Annotated in this window: 14 protein-coding genes; all 14 read left to right on the top strand. The window is 69.0% G+C overall.

The window, feature by feature from the left end:
- The first annotated feature begins 1 nt into the window (after nt 1).
- The 14 genes from ACZ6ZD_RS04865 to ACZ6ZD_RS04800 are packed head-to-tail and all read left to right on the top strand — an operon-like array spanning nt 2 to nt 16128.
- Nucleotides 2-556, top strand: coding sequence for a NuoB/complex I 20 kDa subunit family protein (locus tag ACZ6ZD_RS04865; protein WP_171674995.1), 555 nt, complete (start codon nt 2-4; stop codon nt 554-556).
- A complete protein-coding gene (locus tag ACZ6ZD_RS04860; protein ID WP_465668406.1) occupies nt 553-1260 on the top strand; it encodes an NADH-quinone oxidoreductase subunit C in 708 nt (235 codons plus the stop codon). The genes ACZ6ZD_RS04865 and ACZ6ZD_RS04860 overlap by 4 nt, the downstream gene beginning before the upstream one ends.
- Nucleotides 1260-2597 carry an NADH-quinone oxidoreductase subunit D gene (locus ACZ6ZD_RS04855; protein ID WP_465668404.1) on the top strand — a complete coding sequence of 446 codons (1338 nt, stop codon included), beginning with the start codon at nt 1260-1262 and terminating at the stop codon, nt 2595-2597. Before ACZ6ZD_RS04860 ends, ACZ6ZD_RS04855 begins: the two co-directional genes overlap by 1 nt.
- Complete coding sequence (nuoE, locus tag ACZ6ZD_RS04850; RefSeq protein WP_465668402.1) at nt 2598-3425, top strand: NADH-quinone oxidoreductase subunit NuoE; 828 nt, start codon at nt 2598-2600, stop codon at nt 3423-3425.
- A gap of 2 nt (nt 3426-3427) precedes the next feature.
- On the top strand, nt 3428-4729 hold the full coding sequence (nuoF, locus tag ACZ6ZD_RS04845; protein ID WP_465668400.1) for an NADH-quinone oxidoreductase subunit NuoF: 1302 nt from the start codon (nt 3428-3430) through the stop codon (nt 4727-4729).
- Complete coding sequence (locus ACZ6ZD_RS04840) at nt 4726-7155, top strand: NADH-quinone oxidoreductase subunit G (protein ID WP_465668398.1); 2430 nt, start codon at nt 4726-4728, stop codon at nt 7153-7155. The genes nuoF and ACZ6ZD_RS04840 overlap by 4 nt, the downstream gene beginning before the upstream one ends.
- The gene (gene nuoH, locus ACZ6ZD_RS04835; protein ID WP_465668397.1) at nt 7152-8477 is read left to right on the top strand and encodes an NADH-quinone oxidoreductase subunit NuoH; all 1326 of its coding nucleotides are present in this window, start codon (nt 7152-7154) and stop codon (nt 8475-8477) included. The genes ACZ6ZD_RS04840 and nuoH overlap by 4 nt, the downstream gene beginning before the upstream one ends.
- A complete protein-coding gene (nuoI, locus tag ACZ6ZD_RS04830; protein ID WP_465668395.1) occupies nt 8470-9024 on the top strand; it encodes an NADH-quinone oxidoreductase subunit NuoI in 555 nt (184 codons plus the stop codon). The genes nuoH and nuoI overlap by 8 nt, the downstream gene beginning before the upstream one ends.
- Before the next feature lie 35 nt (nt 9025-9059).
- On the top strand, nt 9060-9833 hold the full coding sequence (locus ACZ6ZD_RS04825; RefSeq protein ID WP_465672618.1) for an NADH-quinone oxidoreductase subunit J: 774 nt from the start codon (nt 9060-9062) through the stop codon (nt 9831-9833).
- Nucleotides 9823-10122, top strand: a complete 300-nt coding sequence (gene nuoK, locus ACZ6ZD_RS04820; protein WP_171674986.1) for an NADH-quinone oxidoreductase subunit NuoK — start codon at nt 9823-9825, stop codon at nt 10120-10122. The genes ACZ6ZD_RS04825 and nuoK overlap by 11 nt, the downstream gene beginning before the upstream one ends.
- A 12-nt stretch (nt 10123-10134) precedes the next feature.
- A complete protein-coding gene (gene nuoL, locus ACZ6ZD_RS04815; RefSeq protein ID WP_465668392.1) occupies nt 10135-12003 on the top strand; it encodes an NADH-quinone oxidoreductase subunit L in 1869 nt (622 codons plus the stop codon).
- On the top strand, nt 12000-13523 hold the full coding sequence (locus ACZ6ZD_RS04810; protein ID WP_465668390.1) for an NADH-quinone oxidoreductase subunit M: 1524 nt from the start codon (nt 12000-12002) through the stop codon (nt 13521-13523). The genes nuoL and ACZ6ZD_RS04810 overlap by 4 nt, the downstream gene beginning before the upstream one ends.
- Before the next feature lie 59 nt (nt 13524-13582).
- On the top strand, nt 13583-15109 hold the full coding sequence (nuoN, locus tag ACZ6ZD_RS04805) for an NADH-quinone oxidoreductase subunit NuoN (protein WP_465672616.1): 1527 nt from the start codon (nt 13583-13585) through the stop codon (nt 15107-15109).
- On the top strand, nt 15106-16128 hold the full coding sequence (locus ACZ6ZD_RS04800; protein WP_465668388.1) for a polyprenyl synthetase family protein: 1023 nt from the start codon (nt 15106-15108) through the stop codon (nt 16126-16128). Before nuoN ends, ACZ6ZD_RS04800 begins: the two co-directional genes overlap by 4 nt.
- The last annotated feature ends 41 nt before the right edge of the window (nt 16129-16169 follow it).

Genomic DNA, 16169 nt, shown 5'->3' with positions numbered 1-16169 from the left:
TATGGGTCTAGAGGAACAGCTTCCGGCCGGCGTACTGCTGGGCACCGTCGAGGGTCTGCTCGGCTACATGCGGAAGGCGTCGTTGTGGCCGGCAACCTTCGGGCTGGCCTGCTGCGCGATCGAGATGATGACCACGGGCGCGCCGCGGTACGACGCCGCCCGGTTCGGTATGGAGGTCTTCCGGGCCTCGCCGCGGCAGGCCGATCTGATGATCGTGGCCGGCCGGGTGAGCCAGAAGATGGCTCCGGTGCTGCGCCAGATCTACGACCAGATGGCGAACCCGAAGTGGGTGCTCGCGATGGGCGTCTGCGCGTCGTCCGGCGGCATGTTCAACAACTACGCCGTCGTCCAGGGTGTGGACCACGTCGTCCCGGTCGACATGTACCTGCCCGGCTGCCCGCCGCGGCCGGAGATGCTGCTGGACGCGTTCCTGAAGATCCACGACCAGATCCAGCACAGCAAGCTCGGCGCGCACAAGCTGGCCCTGCAGAACGAGCAGGAGGCGGCCGCGCTGACGGCGGCCCCGACCATTGAGATGAAGGGTCTCCTCCGATGAGCGACACCCAGCCGGAGAACCTTCCGGCGACGTCCGCCGCTGGTGACGCGCAGACGCCCGGGGCCGAGGTCATCGGTCAGCGCGAGGGCATGTTCGGCGTCCGCGGGACCGGCGACACCTCCGGGTTCGGCGGCCTGAAGCGCCAGATCGCGCTGCCCGGCGGGACGCCGAAGCCGTACGGCTCCTGGTTCGACGGCGCCGTCGACAAACTCGAGGGCCTGGCCGGCGAGGGCGCGATCGAGAAGGTCGTCGTCGACCGCGGCGAGCTCACGCTGCACGTCGCGCGCGAGCACCTGGTGAGCGTCTCCCAGCACCTGCGGGACGACGAGACCCTGCGGTTCGAGCTGTTCTCCGGCGTCAGCGGGGTGCACTACCCGCAGGAGACCGGGCGCGAGCTGCACGCGGTCTACCACCTGGCCTCGATCACCCACAACCGGCGGATCCGCCTCGAGGTGTCGGCGCCGGACGGCGACGCGCACATCCCGTCGGTCTGCTCGGTCTACCCGGCCGCCGACTGGCACGAGCGCGAGACCTGGGACTTCTTCGGGATCGTCTTCGACGGCCACCCGGCCCTGACCCGGATCCAGATGCCGGACGACTGGCCCGGTCACCCGCAACGCAAGGACTACCCGCTCGGCGGAATCGACGTCGAGTACAAGGGCGCCGTCATCCCGCCGCCCGACACGCGGAGGTCGTACAACTGATGACCACTACAGATCCGTACGCGGACGCTCGTTCCACCACCGAGGGCAAGGTCTTCACCGTCACCGGTCAGGACTGGGACTCGGTCGTCGCCGGCCTCGGCGAGGAGCCCGAAGAGCGCGTCGTGGTGAACATGGGCCCGCAGCACCCGTCGACGCACGGCGTGCTCCGGCTGATCCTCGAGCTCGAGGGTGAGACGGTCACCGAGGCCCGCTGCGGCATCGGCTACCTGCACACGGGTATCGAGAAGAACATGGAGTTCCGCTCCTGGACGCAGGGCGTCACTTTCGTCACCCGGATGGACTACCTGTCGCCGTTCTACAACGAGACGGCGTACTGCCTGTCGGTCGAGCGGCTGCTCGGGATCGAGGACCAGATCCCGGAGAAGGCCAATGTGCTGCGGGTGCTCCTGATGGAGCTGAACCGGATCTCCAGCCACCTGGTCTGTATCGCGACCGGCGGGATGGAGATCGGCGCGCTGACAGTGATGACGATCGGGTTCCGCGAGCGGGAGATGACGCTGGACCTGTTCGAGCTGATCACCGGCCTGCGGATGAACCACGCGTTCGTCCGGCCCGGCGGCGTCGCGCAGGACCTGCCGGCCGGTGCGCTGGACAAGATCCGCGAGTACATCACCTGGATGAACAAGCACCTCCCGGAGTACGCCGAGCTCTGCAACGCGAACCCGATCTTCAAGGCCCGGCTGAACGACGTCGGCTACCTGGATCTGGCCGGCTGTATGGCGCTCGGTATCACCGGCCCGACGGTGCGCTCGACCGGCTACGCGCTGGACCTGCGCAAGTCGCAGCCCTACTGCGGTTACGAGACCTACGACTTCGACGTCCCGACCTGGGACACCTCGGACTCGTACGGCCGCTTCCGCGTCCGCCTGCAGGAGATGTGGGAGTCGCTGAAGATCGTCGAGCAGTGCGCGGACCGGCTGGAGAAGATGGACGGCGAGCCGGTGATGATCGCCGACAAGAAGATCGCCTGGCCGAGCCAGCTCGCGGTCGGCGCCGACGGTATGGGCAACTCGCTCGACCACATCAAGCACATCATGGGCGAGTCGATGGAAGCGCTGATCCATCACTTCAAACTCGTCACCGAGGGCTTCCGGGTGCCGGCCGGTCAGGCCTACGTGCCGATCGAGTCGCCGCGCGGCGAGATGGGCGCGCACGTCGTCTCCGACGGCGGCACCAAGCCGTACCGGGTGCACTTCCGTGACCCGTCGTTCGCAAACCTGCAGGCGATGCCGATCATGTGCGAGGGCTCCCAGGTCGCCGACGTGATCGTCGCCGTCGCCAGTCTGGACCCGGTAATGGGCGGAGTGGACCGATAGATGGCCGAGAACCACGCAACAGCTACCGACAAGCCGGTGCCGTACAGCACCGGTGACTCGAACATCACCGAGACCACGATCGCGGAGATGCGCGAGCTGGCCGCCCGGTACCCGGTCGGCCGCTCGGCCCTGCTGCCGATGCTGCACCTGGTGCAGTCGGTCGAAGGCCGGGTCACCCCCGAGGGCATCGAGGCCTGCGCCGAGGTGCTCGGGCTGACCGGCGCCGAGGTCTCCGCGGTGGCGACCTTCTACACGATGTACAAGCGCCGCCCGGTCGGCGACTACCACGTCGGGGTCTGCACCAACACGCTCTGCGCGGTGATGGGCGGCGACCTGATCTTCGAGCGGCTCAAGGAGCACCTCGACGTCGGGAACGACGAGACCACCGAGGACGGCAAGATCACCCTCGAGCACCTCGAGTGCAACGCCGCCTGCGACTACGCGCCGGTGATGATGGTGAACTGGGAGTTCTTCGACGACATGACGCCGCAGTCGGCGACCCAGCTGGTCGACGACCTGCGCGAAGGCGCCGAGGTGAAGTCGCCGCGCGGCGCCACCATCTGCACCTGGCGCGAGGCCGAGCGGGTGCTGGCCGGCTTCCCGGACGGCCGCGCCGACGAGGGCCCGACCGGCGGCAAGGCGTCGCTGGCCGGTCTCCGGCTGGCCCGCGAGCGGAACTGGACCGCCCCGAACGGCAGCAGCGCCAGTAACGGCCGCGCCGCCGAGACGACGGTCTCCCCGGAGGCCGCGGCCGGTCCGCGCCCCTCCGACCAGCCTGGTAAGGAATCCCAGGCGGTCAACGGCGACGACTCCCGGAAGGAGGACTGACCATGCTGACCCCGGTACTGTCCGACAACTGGGACCAGATCAACGCCTGGCAGCTGTCCTCGTACCAGCGCACCGGCGGGTACGAAGCCCTCCGGACGGCGCTGGCCATGCAGCCGGCCGACGTCGTGACCGCGGTCAAGGACTCCGGTCTGCGCGGCCGCGGCGGCGCGGGCTTCCCGACCGGGATGAAGTGGTCGTTCATCCCGCAGGACAACCCGAAGCCGAAGTACCTCGTGGTGAACGCGGACGAGTCCGAGCCGGGCACCTGCAAGGACATCCCGCTGATGCTGGCCTCGCCGCACACGCTGGTCGAGGGCGTGATCATCTCGTCCTACGCGATCCGCGCGAGTACGGCGTTCATCTACGTCCGCGGCGAGGTGCTGCACGTCGTCCGCCGGCTGCAGCAGGCCGTCCAGGAGGCCAAGGACGCCGGTTTCATCGGCACGAACATCCTCGGCACCGGGTACGACCTCGACGTGATCGTGCACGCCGGCGCCGGCGCGTACATCTGCGGTGAGGAGACCGCGCTGCTCGACTCCCTCGAAGGGCGTCGCGGCCAGCCGCGGCTGCGCCCGCCGTTCCCGGCCGTCGCCGGTCTGTACGGGTGCCCCACACTGATCAACAACGTCGAGTCGATCGCTTCTGTTCCCGCCATCATCAAGAACGGCGCGGACTGGTTCTCCGGGATGGGGACCGAGAAGTCCAAGGGCATGACGCTGTACTCGCTGTCCGGGCACGTCACCCGCCCGGGCCAGTACGAGGCGCCGATGGGGATCACCCTGCGGCAGCTGCTCGACCTGGCCGGCGGCGTCCGCGAGGGGCACCGGCTGAAGTTCTGGACGCCGGGCGGTTCGTCGACGCCGTTGCTGACCGACGAGCACCTCGACGTCCCGCTGGACTACGAGGGCGTCGGCGCGGCCGGCTCGCTGCTCGGGACGAAGGCGCTGCAGATCTTCGACGAGACCACCTGCGTGGTCCGGGCGGTGCTGCGCTGGACGGAGTTCTACAAGCACGAGTCCTGCGGCAAGTGCACCCCGTGCCGTGAGGGCACCTGGTGGCTGGTGCAGATCCTGGAGCGCCTGGAGCACGGCAAGGGCAGCGAGGACGACCTGGTGAAGCTGCTCGACCTGAGCGAGAACATCACCGGCCGGTCGTTCTGCGCACTCGCCGACGGCGCCACCGCGCCGATCACCAGCTCGATCCAGCACTTCAAGGACGACTACCTGGCCCACTTCGAGCACGGCGGCTGCCCGCTCGACCCGATGGCAAGCACCGTCTTCGCGACCGCTGGAGCTAGCGCATGACAATCCAAGCGAACCCACCGGCCGGCGCGGAGGTGGAGCGGACCGACCTGATCACCGTCACCATCGACGACATCGAGGTCAAGGTTCCGAAGAACACCCTGCTGATCCGGGCCGCGGAGCAGATCGGGATCCAGATCCCGCGGTTCTGCGACCACCCGCTGCTCGACCCGGTCGGCGCCTGCCGCCAGTGCCTGGTCGAGATCACCGACGCCGGTAACGGCCGCGGGATGCCGAAACCGCAGGCCTCCTGCACGATCACCGTCGCCGACGGCATGGTGGTCCGGACCCAGGTGAGCTCGCCGGTCGCCGACAAGGCCCAGCACGGTCAGATGGAATTCCTGCTGATCAACCACCCGCTGGACTGCCCGGTCTGCGACAAGGGCGGCGAGTGCCCGCTGCAGAACCAGGCGATGACGAACGGCCAGGGCGAGACCCGCTTCACCGAGGTGAAGCGGACCTACCCCAAGCCGATCAACATCTCCTCGGAGGTGCTGCTGGACCGCGAGCGCTGCATCCTCTGCGCGCGCTGCACCCGCTTCTCCGAGCAGATCGCCGGTGACCCGTTCATCGCGCTGATCGAGCGCGGCGCGCTGCAGCAGGTCGGTATCTACGAGAAGGAGCCCTTCGAGAGCTACTTCTCCGGCAACACCATCCAGATCTGCCCGGTGGGCGCGCTGACCAGCGCGGCGTACCGGTTCCGCTCCCGCCCGTTCGACCTGGTCTCGGTGCCGTCGGTGGCCGAGCACGACGCCTCCGGCGCGGCGATCCGCGTCGACTACCGGCGCGGCAAGGTGATGCGCCGGCTGGCCGGCGACGACCCGCAGGTCAACGAGGAGTGGATCTCGGACAAGGACCGGTTCGCGTTCAACTACGCGAGCACCGGTGACCGGCTGACGCACCCGATGATCCGCGAGGACGGCGTGCTGCGGCCCGCCTCCTGGCCGGAGGCGCTGGGCTACACCGCGGCCAAGCTGACCGCGGCCCGCGGGAACGCCGCCGTGCTGACCGGCGGCCGGCTGACCCTCGAGGACGCCTACGCGTACTCGAAGTTCGCCCGGGTCGCGCTCGGCACCAACGACATCGACTTCCGCGCCCGGCCGTACTCCGCCGAGGAGGCCGACTTCCTGGCCGCCGCGGTGGCCGGTACCGGTCTCGGGACGACGTTCGCCGACCTCGAGAAGGCCGGCTCGGTGCTGTTCGCCGGGTTCGAGCCCGAGGAGGAGGCGCCGTCGGTCTTCCTGCGGCTGCGCAAGGGCGTCAAGGCCAACGGCCTGCAGGTCTTCACCGTCGCGCCGTTCGCGTCGCGCGGTGTCGAGAAGCTGAACGGCGTCGTCGTCCAGGCTGCTCCGGGGACGGAGACGGTCGTCCTGGCCGACCTCGCCGGCGCGGGTGCGACCGGGGCCGCGGCCCGGGCCGCCCTCGGCGCGAACTCGGTCATCATCGTCGGCGAGCGGCTGGCGAGCGTGCCGGGCGGTTACTCGGCCGCGCTGCGGCTGGCGCTCGACACCGGCGCGCAGCTGGTCTGGATCCCGCGCCGTGCGGGTGACCGCGGTGCGCTGGAGGCCGGTTGCCTGCCGGGTCTGCTGCCCGGTGGCCGCCTGGTCTCCGACGTCCAGGCCCGCGTCGACCTGCAGGCCGCCTGGGGTGTCGACAGCCTGCCGGCCACGCCGGGTAAGGACGCCGGCGAGATCCTCGCGTCGGCCGCCTCGCTGGGCGCGCTGCTCGTCGCGGGTGTCGAGATCGACGACCTGCCGGATCCGGCCGCCGCGCTGGCCGCCCTGGCCGCCGCGCCGTTCGTGGTCAGCTTCGAGGTCCGCAACTCGCAGGTGACCGAGCACGCGGATGTCGTGTTCCCGGTCGTCCCGCCGGCCGAGAAGGACGGCACCTTCGTGAACTGGGAGGGTCGCGAGCGGCCGTTCCCGGTCGTGCTCAAGGTGCCGGCCGCGATGCCCGACGTCCGCGCCCTGGCCGCCCTGGCCCAGGAGATGGACGCCGCGCTCGGCTTCACCACGCCGGCCGGCGCCAAGCGCGAGTACGACGAGCTCGGCCGCTGGGACGGCGACCGCGCGCAGGAGCCGACGTACCAGGCCGGTCCGGCCCTCGGCGCGTTCGACTCCACCCGGCTCGCGACCTGGCGGATGCTGATCGACGACAGCCGCGCGAACGACGGTGAGCCGCACCTGACGGCCACCGCGCGCAAGCCGGTCGCCCGGATCTCGCCGACCACCGCGCACCGGGCCGGCGTCACCGACGGCGACGAGCTCGTGGTCAGCACCGACGCCGGTTCGGTCCGGCTGCCGGTCCTGATCACCCCGATGACCGACAACGTGGTCTGGCTGCCGACGAACTCGGCCGACTCGCACGTCCGTCGTTCTCTGCACGCCGATCACGGTTCGATCGTGACGATCGCCGGAGGGACCGCATGACCTCGCTGCTCTCGATTCCGATGGCGCCGCCGCCGGATGCGGGCGTCGGCAACGACCCGTGGTGGGTGATCGGCCTCAAGGTGCTGATCATCTTCGTGCTGCTGGTCGTGCTGACGCTGTTCAACATCTGGTGGGAGCGCCGCGTCGTCGCGCGGATGCAGCACCGGGTCGGCCCGAACGTGCACGGCCCCGCGGGTCTGCTGCAGTCGCTGGCCGACGGCGTGAAGCTGATGCTCAAGGAAGACCTGATGCCGAAGGGCGTGGACCGGTTCGTCTACGTCCTGGCGCCGGTGATCGTCGCCGTCCCGGCCTTCCTGACCTTCGCGGTCATCCCGTTCGGGCCGACGGTGAAGATCCCGTTCACCGACACCTACACCCGGCTGCAGCTCACCGACCTGCCGGTCTCGGTGCTGTACGTGATGGCGATCGCCTCGATCGGTATCTACGGCATCGTGCTCGGCGGCTGGTCGTCGAACTCGACGTACTCGCTGCTCGGCGGGCTGCGCTCGAGCGCGCAGATGATCTCCTACGAGGTCGCGATGGGCCTCGCGCTGGTCACGGTCTTCCTGTTCGCGGGCTCGATGTCCACCTCGGAGATCGTCGCCGCGCAGGCCTCGGCGCAGAGCGTCAACATCCTGGGCGCGGACATCCCGATCCCGGGCTGGTACGCGTTCCTGCTGTTCCCGTCGTTCGTGATCTACGTGGTCTCGATGGTCGGTGAGACCAACCGGGCGCCGTTCGACCTCCCGGAGGCCGAGGGCGAGCTGGTCGCGGGCTTCCTGACCGAGTACTCCTCGATCAAGTACGCGATGTTCTTCCTGGCCGAGTACATCAACATGGCGACCGTCTCGGCGCTGGCCACCACGCTGTTCCTCGGCGGCTGGCAGGCGCCCTGGCCGATCTCGCAGTTCGACTGGGCCAATACCGGCTACTGGCCGGTGCTCTGGTTCTTCGGCAAGCTGATGGCCTTCATCTTCTTCTACATCTGGTTGCGCGGAACGCTGCCGCGACTGCGCTACGACCAGTTCATGAAGCTGGGCTGGAAGATCCTGATCCCGGTCTCCCTGGGCTGGATCCTGCTCGTCGCCACGGTCCGCGCGGTCGGCCGGGAGACCACCTTCAGCCGGACGACGCTGCTGGTCGCGGCCGCGATCGCCGTCGTCCTCGCGGTGATCTCACTGGCCTTCCCGGGGAAGCCGAAGTCCGACAAGACGACCGACGAGACCGACGGCAAGGAGTTCGACGCCTTCGCCGGCGGCTTCCCGGTGCCACCACCGCTCGTCAACACTCCGAGCCGAAGCGAGGAAGCACGTCGTGGCTAGTGTCAAAGAGTCCCTCTGGGATCCGGTAGCCGGGTTCGGGGTGACCTTCCGGACGATGTTCCGCAAGGTCTTCACCGAGCAGTACCCGTTCGAGAAGAAGCCGACCGCGCCTCGCTTCCACGGCCGTCACCAGCTGAACCGCTGGCCGGACGGTCTGGAGAAGTGCATCGGCTGCGAGCTGTGCGCCTGGGCCTGCCCGGCGGACGCGATCTACGTCGAAGGCGCGGACAACGTCGACGGCGACGATTCCGCCCGCTTCTCACCCGGTGAGCGGTACGGCCGCGTCTACCAGATCAACTACCTGCGCTGCATCCTCTGCGGCCTGTGCATCGAGGCCTGCCCGACCCGGGCGCTCACGATGACCAACGAGTACGAGCTGGCCGACACCAGCCGCGCCTCGCTGATCTACGAGAAGAAGGACCTGCTGGCGCCGATGCTCCCGGGCATGCAGGAGCCGCCGCACGCGATGCAGCTGGGCACCACCGAGAAGGACTACTACCGCGGCCTGACCGGCGCGGCGGCAGCGCCCGGGGGTGACGAGAAGTGATCTCCCTGGTGACCGGACCGCAGGTCGCGTTCTGGATGCTGGCGCCGGTGATGGTGCTGGCCGGGATCGCGATGATCCTGGTCCGCAAGGCCGTCCACTCGGCGCTGCTGCTGGCCACCGTGATGATCTGTCTGGCCGTTCAGTACGCCGCGCTGGACGCGCCGTTCCTGTTCGCCGTCCAGATCATCGTCTACACCGGCGCGATCCTGATGCTGTTCCTGTTCGTGCTGATGCTGGTCGGCGTCGACGCCTCGGACTCGCTGGTCGAGACGATCCGCGGTCAGCGGCTGCTGGCCGGCCTGGCCTTCCTGGGCTTCGGCGTCCTGCTGGTCGCCGCGGTCGGGAACGCGATCTACGGCAACCCGGTCGGCCTGGCCGACGCGCAGCCGGACGGCAACCCCAAGGGCATCGCGCAGCTGCTGTTCGGTAAGTACGTGTTCGTCTTCGAGGTGACCTCGGCGCTGCTGATCACCGCGGCGCTCGGCGCGATGATGCTGGCGCACCGCGAGCGGCTGACCAAGAAGCGCACCCAGCGCGACCACGCCGAGGACCGGATGCGTAAGTACGCCGAGCAGGGGGTCCACCCCGGCCCGCTGCCGACGCCCGGCGTCCTGGCCCGGCACAACGCCGTCGACACCCCGGCCCTGCTGCCGGACGGCTCGATCGCGCCGACCTCGGTGTCCCGGGTGCTGCAGGCTCGTGGCACCGTGTTCCCCGAGTCCGAGGAGCGCGCGGACGTCGAGACCGTCCGTGAGATCGCCGAGGGCGAGGACCATGTGGTGAAGGAGGAGAAGAACAGTGACGACTGAGCCGTACATCGTGCTCGCGGCGATCCTGTTCAGTATCGGCGCGCTCGGCGTGCTGGTCCGGCGGAACGCGATCGTCGTGTTCATGTGTGTCGAGCTGATGCTGAACGCGACCAACCTCGCGTTCGTGACGTTCGCCCGCCAGCACGGCAACCTCGACGGCCAGATCGCCGCCTTCTTCGTGATGGTGGTGGCCGCGGCCGAGGTCGTGATCGGCCTGGCGATCATCATGGCCATCTTCCGCACCCGTCGCTCGGCCTCGGTCGACGACGCCAACCTGCTCAAGTACTGAGGTCTGAAACCGATGAGTCATGAGCTGACGTGGCTGCTGGTCGCGATCCCGGCGGTGTCCGCGGCGATCCTGTTGCTCGGTGGCAAGGCCACCAACGCGTGGGGTCACCTGCTCGGCACCGCGGCGTCGCTGGCCGCATTCGTCTGCGGCGTCCTGCTGTTCGTCCAGATGCAGGGGCAGCACGGCGAGGAGCGGTCCGAGACGGTCCGCCTGTTCGAGTGGTTCCAGGTGGGCAGTGTGAAGGTCGACTTCACGCTGCTGATCGACCCGCTGTCGATCCTGTTCGTGCTGCTGATCACCGGTGTGGGTTCGCTGATCCACATCTACTCGATCGGCTACATGGAGCACGACCCGCGGCGGCGCCGGTTCTTCGCGTACCTGAACCTGTTCGTCGCGGCGATGCTGCTGCTGGTGCTGTCCGCCGACTACCTGCTGGTCTTCGTCGGCTGGGAAGGCGTCGGTCTGGCGTCGTACCTGCTGATCGGCTTCTGGCAGCACAAGGACTCCGCCGCGGTCGCCGCCAAGAAGGCCTTCGTGGTGAACCGGGTCGGTGACATCGGCCTCTCGCTGGCCGTGATGAGCATGTGGGCGCTGTTCGGCTCCTCGGCGTTCGTGAGTGTGAACTCCGGCGCCGAGTCGATGAGCTCCACCTGGGCGACGCTGGTCGGCCTGATGCTGCTGCTGGCCGCCTGCGGTAAGTCCGCGCAGGTGCCGCTGCAGTCCTGGCTGCTGGACGCGATGGAGGGCCCGACCCCGGTGTCGGCGCTGATCCACGCGGCGACCATGGTCACCGCGGGCGTCTACCTGGTGGTCCGCTCGCACGCGATCTTCGAGCAGAGCGAGGCGGCGTCCACCGCGGTCGTCATCGTCGGTACCGTCACCGCGCTGGCCGGCGCGATCATCGGTACCGCCAAGGACGACATCAAGAAGGCGCTGGCCGGCTCCACGATGAGCCAGATCGGCTACATGATGCTGGCCGCGGGCCTCGGCCCGGCCGGGTACGTGTTCGCGATCTTCCACCTGATCACGCACGGCTTCTTCAAGGCCAACATGTTCCTCGGCGCCGGTTCCGTCATGCACGGGATGAACGACGACGTGAACATGCGCCACTACGGCGCCCTGCGGACGCCGATGAAGATCACCTTCGTCACCTTCGCGTTCGGCTACCTGGCGATCCTCGGCATCCCGCCGTTCTCGGGCTTCTTCAGCAAGGACAAGATCATCGAGGCCGCGTTCGCGGACAACCTGGTGATCGGGCTCTGCACGCTGCTCGGCGCCGGCATCACCGCGTTCTACATGACGCGGGTGATGCTGATGACGTTCCTCGGCGAGAAGCGCTGGGCCAAGGACGTGCACCCGCACGAGTCGCCGAAGGTGATGACGGTGCCGCTGGTCATCCTGGCGCTGCTGTCGCTGGTCGGCGGCGTCCTGGCCCTCGGCGGCTGGCTGGAGCACTGGCTGGAGCCGGTCGTCGGCGCGCACGAGGAGCACCACCCGCCGCTGCCGATCATCGTGATGACGCTGATCACCCTGGCGGTTGTTGCTCTCGGCATCGTCATCGCGGTGGCCAAGTACCGGCGGGACATCCCGCGGGAGGCTCCGGCCGGCTCGCCGCTCACGGTCCTGGCGCGTCGTGACCTGTACGGCGACGCGCTCAACGAGGCGGTCCTGATGCGCCCGGGCCAGTACCTCACCCGGACGCTGGTCTGGCTGGACAACCGCGGTGTGGACGGCCTGGTGAACGGGCTGGCCGCGCTGTTCGGCGGGCTGTCCGGCCGGTTGCGCCGGTTCCAGACGGGCTTCGTCCGTTCCTACGCACTCAGCATGGTCTTCGGCGCCGCATTCGTGGTCGTCGCCCTCCTCGCGGTGAGGTTGTCGTGAAAATCGGTTGGCTGACCCTCTTACTGCTGCTGCCCTTCGTGGGCGCACTGGCGACGATGCTGGTGCCGAAGGCGAAGGCCCTGGTGGCCAAGCAGGTCGCGCTCGCGTTCTCGCTGGTGACGCTGGTGCTGACGGCGATCGTCGCCGTCGGCTACCACCAGAACGGCGCCGAGAAGTACGCCGAGTCGCACACCTGGATCAAGGCCTTCGGCGCGAACTACGCGCTCGGGCTGGACGGCGTCGGGATCGTCCTGGTGGTGCTGACCGCGCTGCTGACGCCGATCGTGATCATCGCCTCCTGGAACGACGCCGACAACGGCCGCTGGTCCTCGAAGTCCTTCTTCGCCTGGATCCTGGCGCTGGAGGCGCTGTCGATCGGCGTCTTCGCCGCGACCGACGTCTTCTTGTTCTACGTGCTGTTCGAGGCCACGCTGATCCCGATGTACTTCCTGATCGGCGGCTTCGGCGGGGCGCAGCGCTCGTACGCCGCGGTGAAGTTCCTGCTCTACTCGCTGCTCGGCGGTCTGCTGATGCTGGCCTCGGTGGTCGGCCTCTACGTGCTGTCGGCCCGCGCGGGCGACCCGTCGTACCTGCTGACCGACCTGGTCAAGCTGGACATGAGCGAGAACACCGAGCGCTGGCTGTTCCTCGGCTTCTTCTTCGCCTTCGCGGTGAAGGCGCCGATGGTGCCCTTCCACACCTGGCTGCCGGACGCCGCCGGTGAGGCGACGCCGGGCACCTCGGTGCTGCTGGTCGGCATCCTGGACAAGATCGGCACCTTCGGGATGATCCGGTTCTGCCTGGGCCTGTTCCCGAACGCGTCCGAGTGGGCCACCCCGGTGGTCCTGGTACTGGCGCTGATCTCGGTCCTGTACGGCGCGCTGCTGGCGATCGGCCAGACCGACATCAAGCGGCTGATCGCGTACACCTCGATCTCGCACTTCGGCTTCATCGTGATGGGTATCTTCGCGCTGACGTCGCAGGGCCTGGTCGGGTCGACGCTCTACATGTTCAACCACGGGCTCTCCACGGCGGCGCTGTTCCTGGTCGCCGGGTACCTGATCTCGCGGCGCGGCTCGGCCCGGATCGCGGACTACGGCGGGGTCGAGAAGGTGGCCCCGGTGCTGGCCGGCACGTTCCTGTTCGCCGGTCTGTCCAGCCTCGCGCTGCCCGGGCTGTCGCCGTTCATCTCCGAGTTCATGGTGCTGGCCGGTGTCTTCAGCAAGCACAAGGTGATCGCGGTGATCGCGGTCGTCGGTATCGTCCTGGCCGCGCTGTACATCCTGCTGATGTACCAACGCACGATGACCGGACCGGTCCGCGACGGGATCGAGAAGCTCACGGACCTGAACAAGCGGGAGATCTTCGCGATCGTGCCGCTGGTGGTCCTGATCATCGGGCTCGGGATCTTCCCCAAGCCGGTGGTCGACATCATCAAACCCGCGGTCGAGTCGACCATGCAGCGTGTCGGTGTCACTGACAAGGCTCCGCAGATCCCCGTGACGGAGGGACAGAAGTGATCGGCCTGATCCTGCCTTCGGCGGACTTCGTGGCGCCGAAGATCGAGTACAACGAGCTGATGCCGTTGTTCGTCGTGTTCGGCGCGGCCTGTGTCGGCGTCATCGTCGAGGCGTTTCTGCCGCGGGCCTGGCGGCACCTGGTCCAGCTCGCGATCACGCTGGTGGCGATCATCGCCGCCGGGGTGCTGACCGGTTTCCTGATCGCCGACGAGAAGGAGCTGGTCGCGGCGCTGGGCGCGATCTCGGTCGACGGCCCAGCGCTGTTCACCTGGCTGATCCTGCTGGCGCTGACGCTGGTCAGCGTGCTGCTGTTCGCCGAGCGCTCGCTGGACGGCGGGCTGTCCGCGTTCGCCGGCCAGGCGGCCGCCGTCCCGGGGTCCGAGGCCGAGCGTGAAGGTACGGCGGCCCGGCTCGAGCACACCGAGATCTTCCCGCTGACGCTGTTCGCGGTCGGCGGCATGATGCTGTTCGCCTCGGCGAACGACCTGCTGGTGCTGTTCGTCGCGCTCGAGGTCTTCTCGCTGCCGCTGTACCTGCTGTGCGGGCTGGCGCGCCGTCGCCGGCTGATCTCGCAGGAAGCCGCGATGAAGTACTTCCTGCTCGGCGCGTTCGCCTCCGCGTTCCTGCTGTTCGGGATCGCACTGCTCTACGGGTACGCCGGGACGATGTCGCTCGGCGGGATCGCCGACGCGCTGGCCACCCAGACCGGCGGCGACGCGATCCTGCTGGCCGGGACGGGCCTGGTCGCGGTCGGCCTGCTGTTCAAGGTCGGCGCGGTGCCGTTCCACTCCTGGACGCCGGACGTCTACCAGGGCGCCCCGACGCCGGTCACCGGTTTCATGGCGGCCTGTACCAAGGTCGCCGCGTTCATCGGGCTGATGCGCGTCTTCTACGTCGCCCTCGGCGGCACCCGCTGGGACTGGGCGCCGATGATGTGGGTCGTCGCGATCCTCACCATGGTGGTCGGCTCGATCGTCGCGATCACCCAGAGCGACGTGAAGCGGATGCTGGCCTACTCCTCGATCGCGCACGCGGGTTTCCTGCTGACCGCGTTCGTCGGGCTGGCGCAGGCCGGGAGCGGCGTCACCAACGGCGTCACCTCGACCCAGGCGGTGCTCTTCTACCTGGTCACCTACGGTTTCTCGACCATCGGCGCCTTCGCGGTCGTCACCCTGGTCCGGGACGCCGGCGGCGAGGCCACCCACCTGTCCCGCTGGGCCGGGCTGGGCAAGAAGTCGCCGCTGCTGGCCGGGATCTTCGCGTTCTTCCTGCTGTCCTTCGCCGGGATCCCGCTGACCGCGGGCTTCACCGGCAAGTGGGCCGTGTTCAGCGCGGCGTGGACGGGTGGCGCCTGGCCGCTGGTGGTCGTCGCCGTGCTGTCCAGCCTGATCGCCGCGTTCTTCTACGTCCGCGTGATCGTGCTGATGTTCTTCTCGGATCTGCCGGCCGACGCCCCCGACGTGGTGCTGCCGGGCTGGCAGACCACGACCGCGGTCGCCCTCGGTCTCGCCGCCACTGTGCTGCTCGGCCTGGTCCCCGGACCGGTGCTCGAGCTGGCGGCCCGCGCGGGTGAGTTCATCCGTTGAGTCCGACTCCGCTGCCGGCCGAGAGCCTGGGCTTCGCGTTCGCCGACGAGGCGCTCGAAGCCCGGGTTCGCGCTGGGCTGGAGGTGGTCGAGCAGGCGCTGCGCGACTCCACCGAGTCCGAGGCGCCGTTCGTCACCGCCGCCGCCCAGCACGTCATGGTGGCCGGCGGCAAGCGGTTCCGGCCGCTGCTGGTGCTGATCTCCTCGGAGTTCGGCGACCGCCCGGCGTCCGATGACGTCGTGAAGTCCGCCGTCGTGGTCGAGCTGACCCACGTCGCGACGCTGCACCACGACGACGTGATGGACGAGGCGGCGCTGCGCCGCGGCTCGGCCACCGCGAACGCCCGCTACGACAACTCGGTCGCCATCTTGTCCGGTGACTGGCTGTTCGCCCGCGCGTCCGACCTGGTCGCCGACCTCGGCCCGGAGGCGGTCCGCATCCAGGCCCGCACCTTCGGCCGGCTGGTCGAGGGCCAGATCCGCGAGACGCTCGGCGTCGGCGAGGGTCAGGACCCGCTCAAGCACTACCTCTCGGTGGTCGCCGACAAGACCGGCTCGCTGATCGCGACGTCCGCCCTCTTCGGCGCCCGGTTCGCCGGCGCCTCGGCCGAGATCCAGGAGTCGCTGCGCGCCTTCGGCGAGGAGATCGGCGTCGCCTTCCAGCTCGCCGACGACATCCTCGACATCGCCGGCGACTCCGGCCAGTCCGGTAAGACCCCCGGCACCGACCTGCGCGAAGGCGTCCCGACCCTCCCGGTCCTCATCTTCCGCGCCCAGGCCGACCCGACCAACCCCGACGACGCCCGTCTCCTCGAGCTCCTCGAATCGGACCTCTCCGACGACGCCCGCCTCGCCGAAACCCTCGACCTGCTCCGCGCCCACCCCGCCTTCGCCCAAGCCGAGGACGACGTCCGCCGCCGAGCCGCCGACGCCCGCCGCCTCCTCGCCTCCCTCCCCAACACCCCCGCCCGCCAAGCCCTCGACTCCCTCTGCGACCTCGTCGTAGCCCGCTCGGTCTAGTCGCACCACACGTCAAAACGCTCGGCCAGGAGAACCTGCCG

The organism is Kribbella sp. NPDC104218 (genome assembly GCF_055584105.1).
Note: the sequence above shows the minus strand (reverse complement) of the source record. Positions and strands in the feature narration are given on the sequence as shown.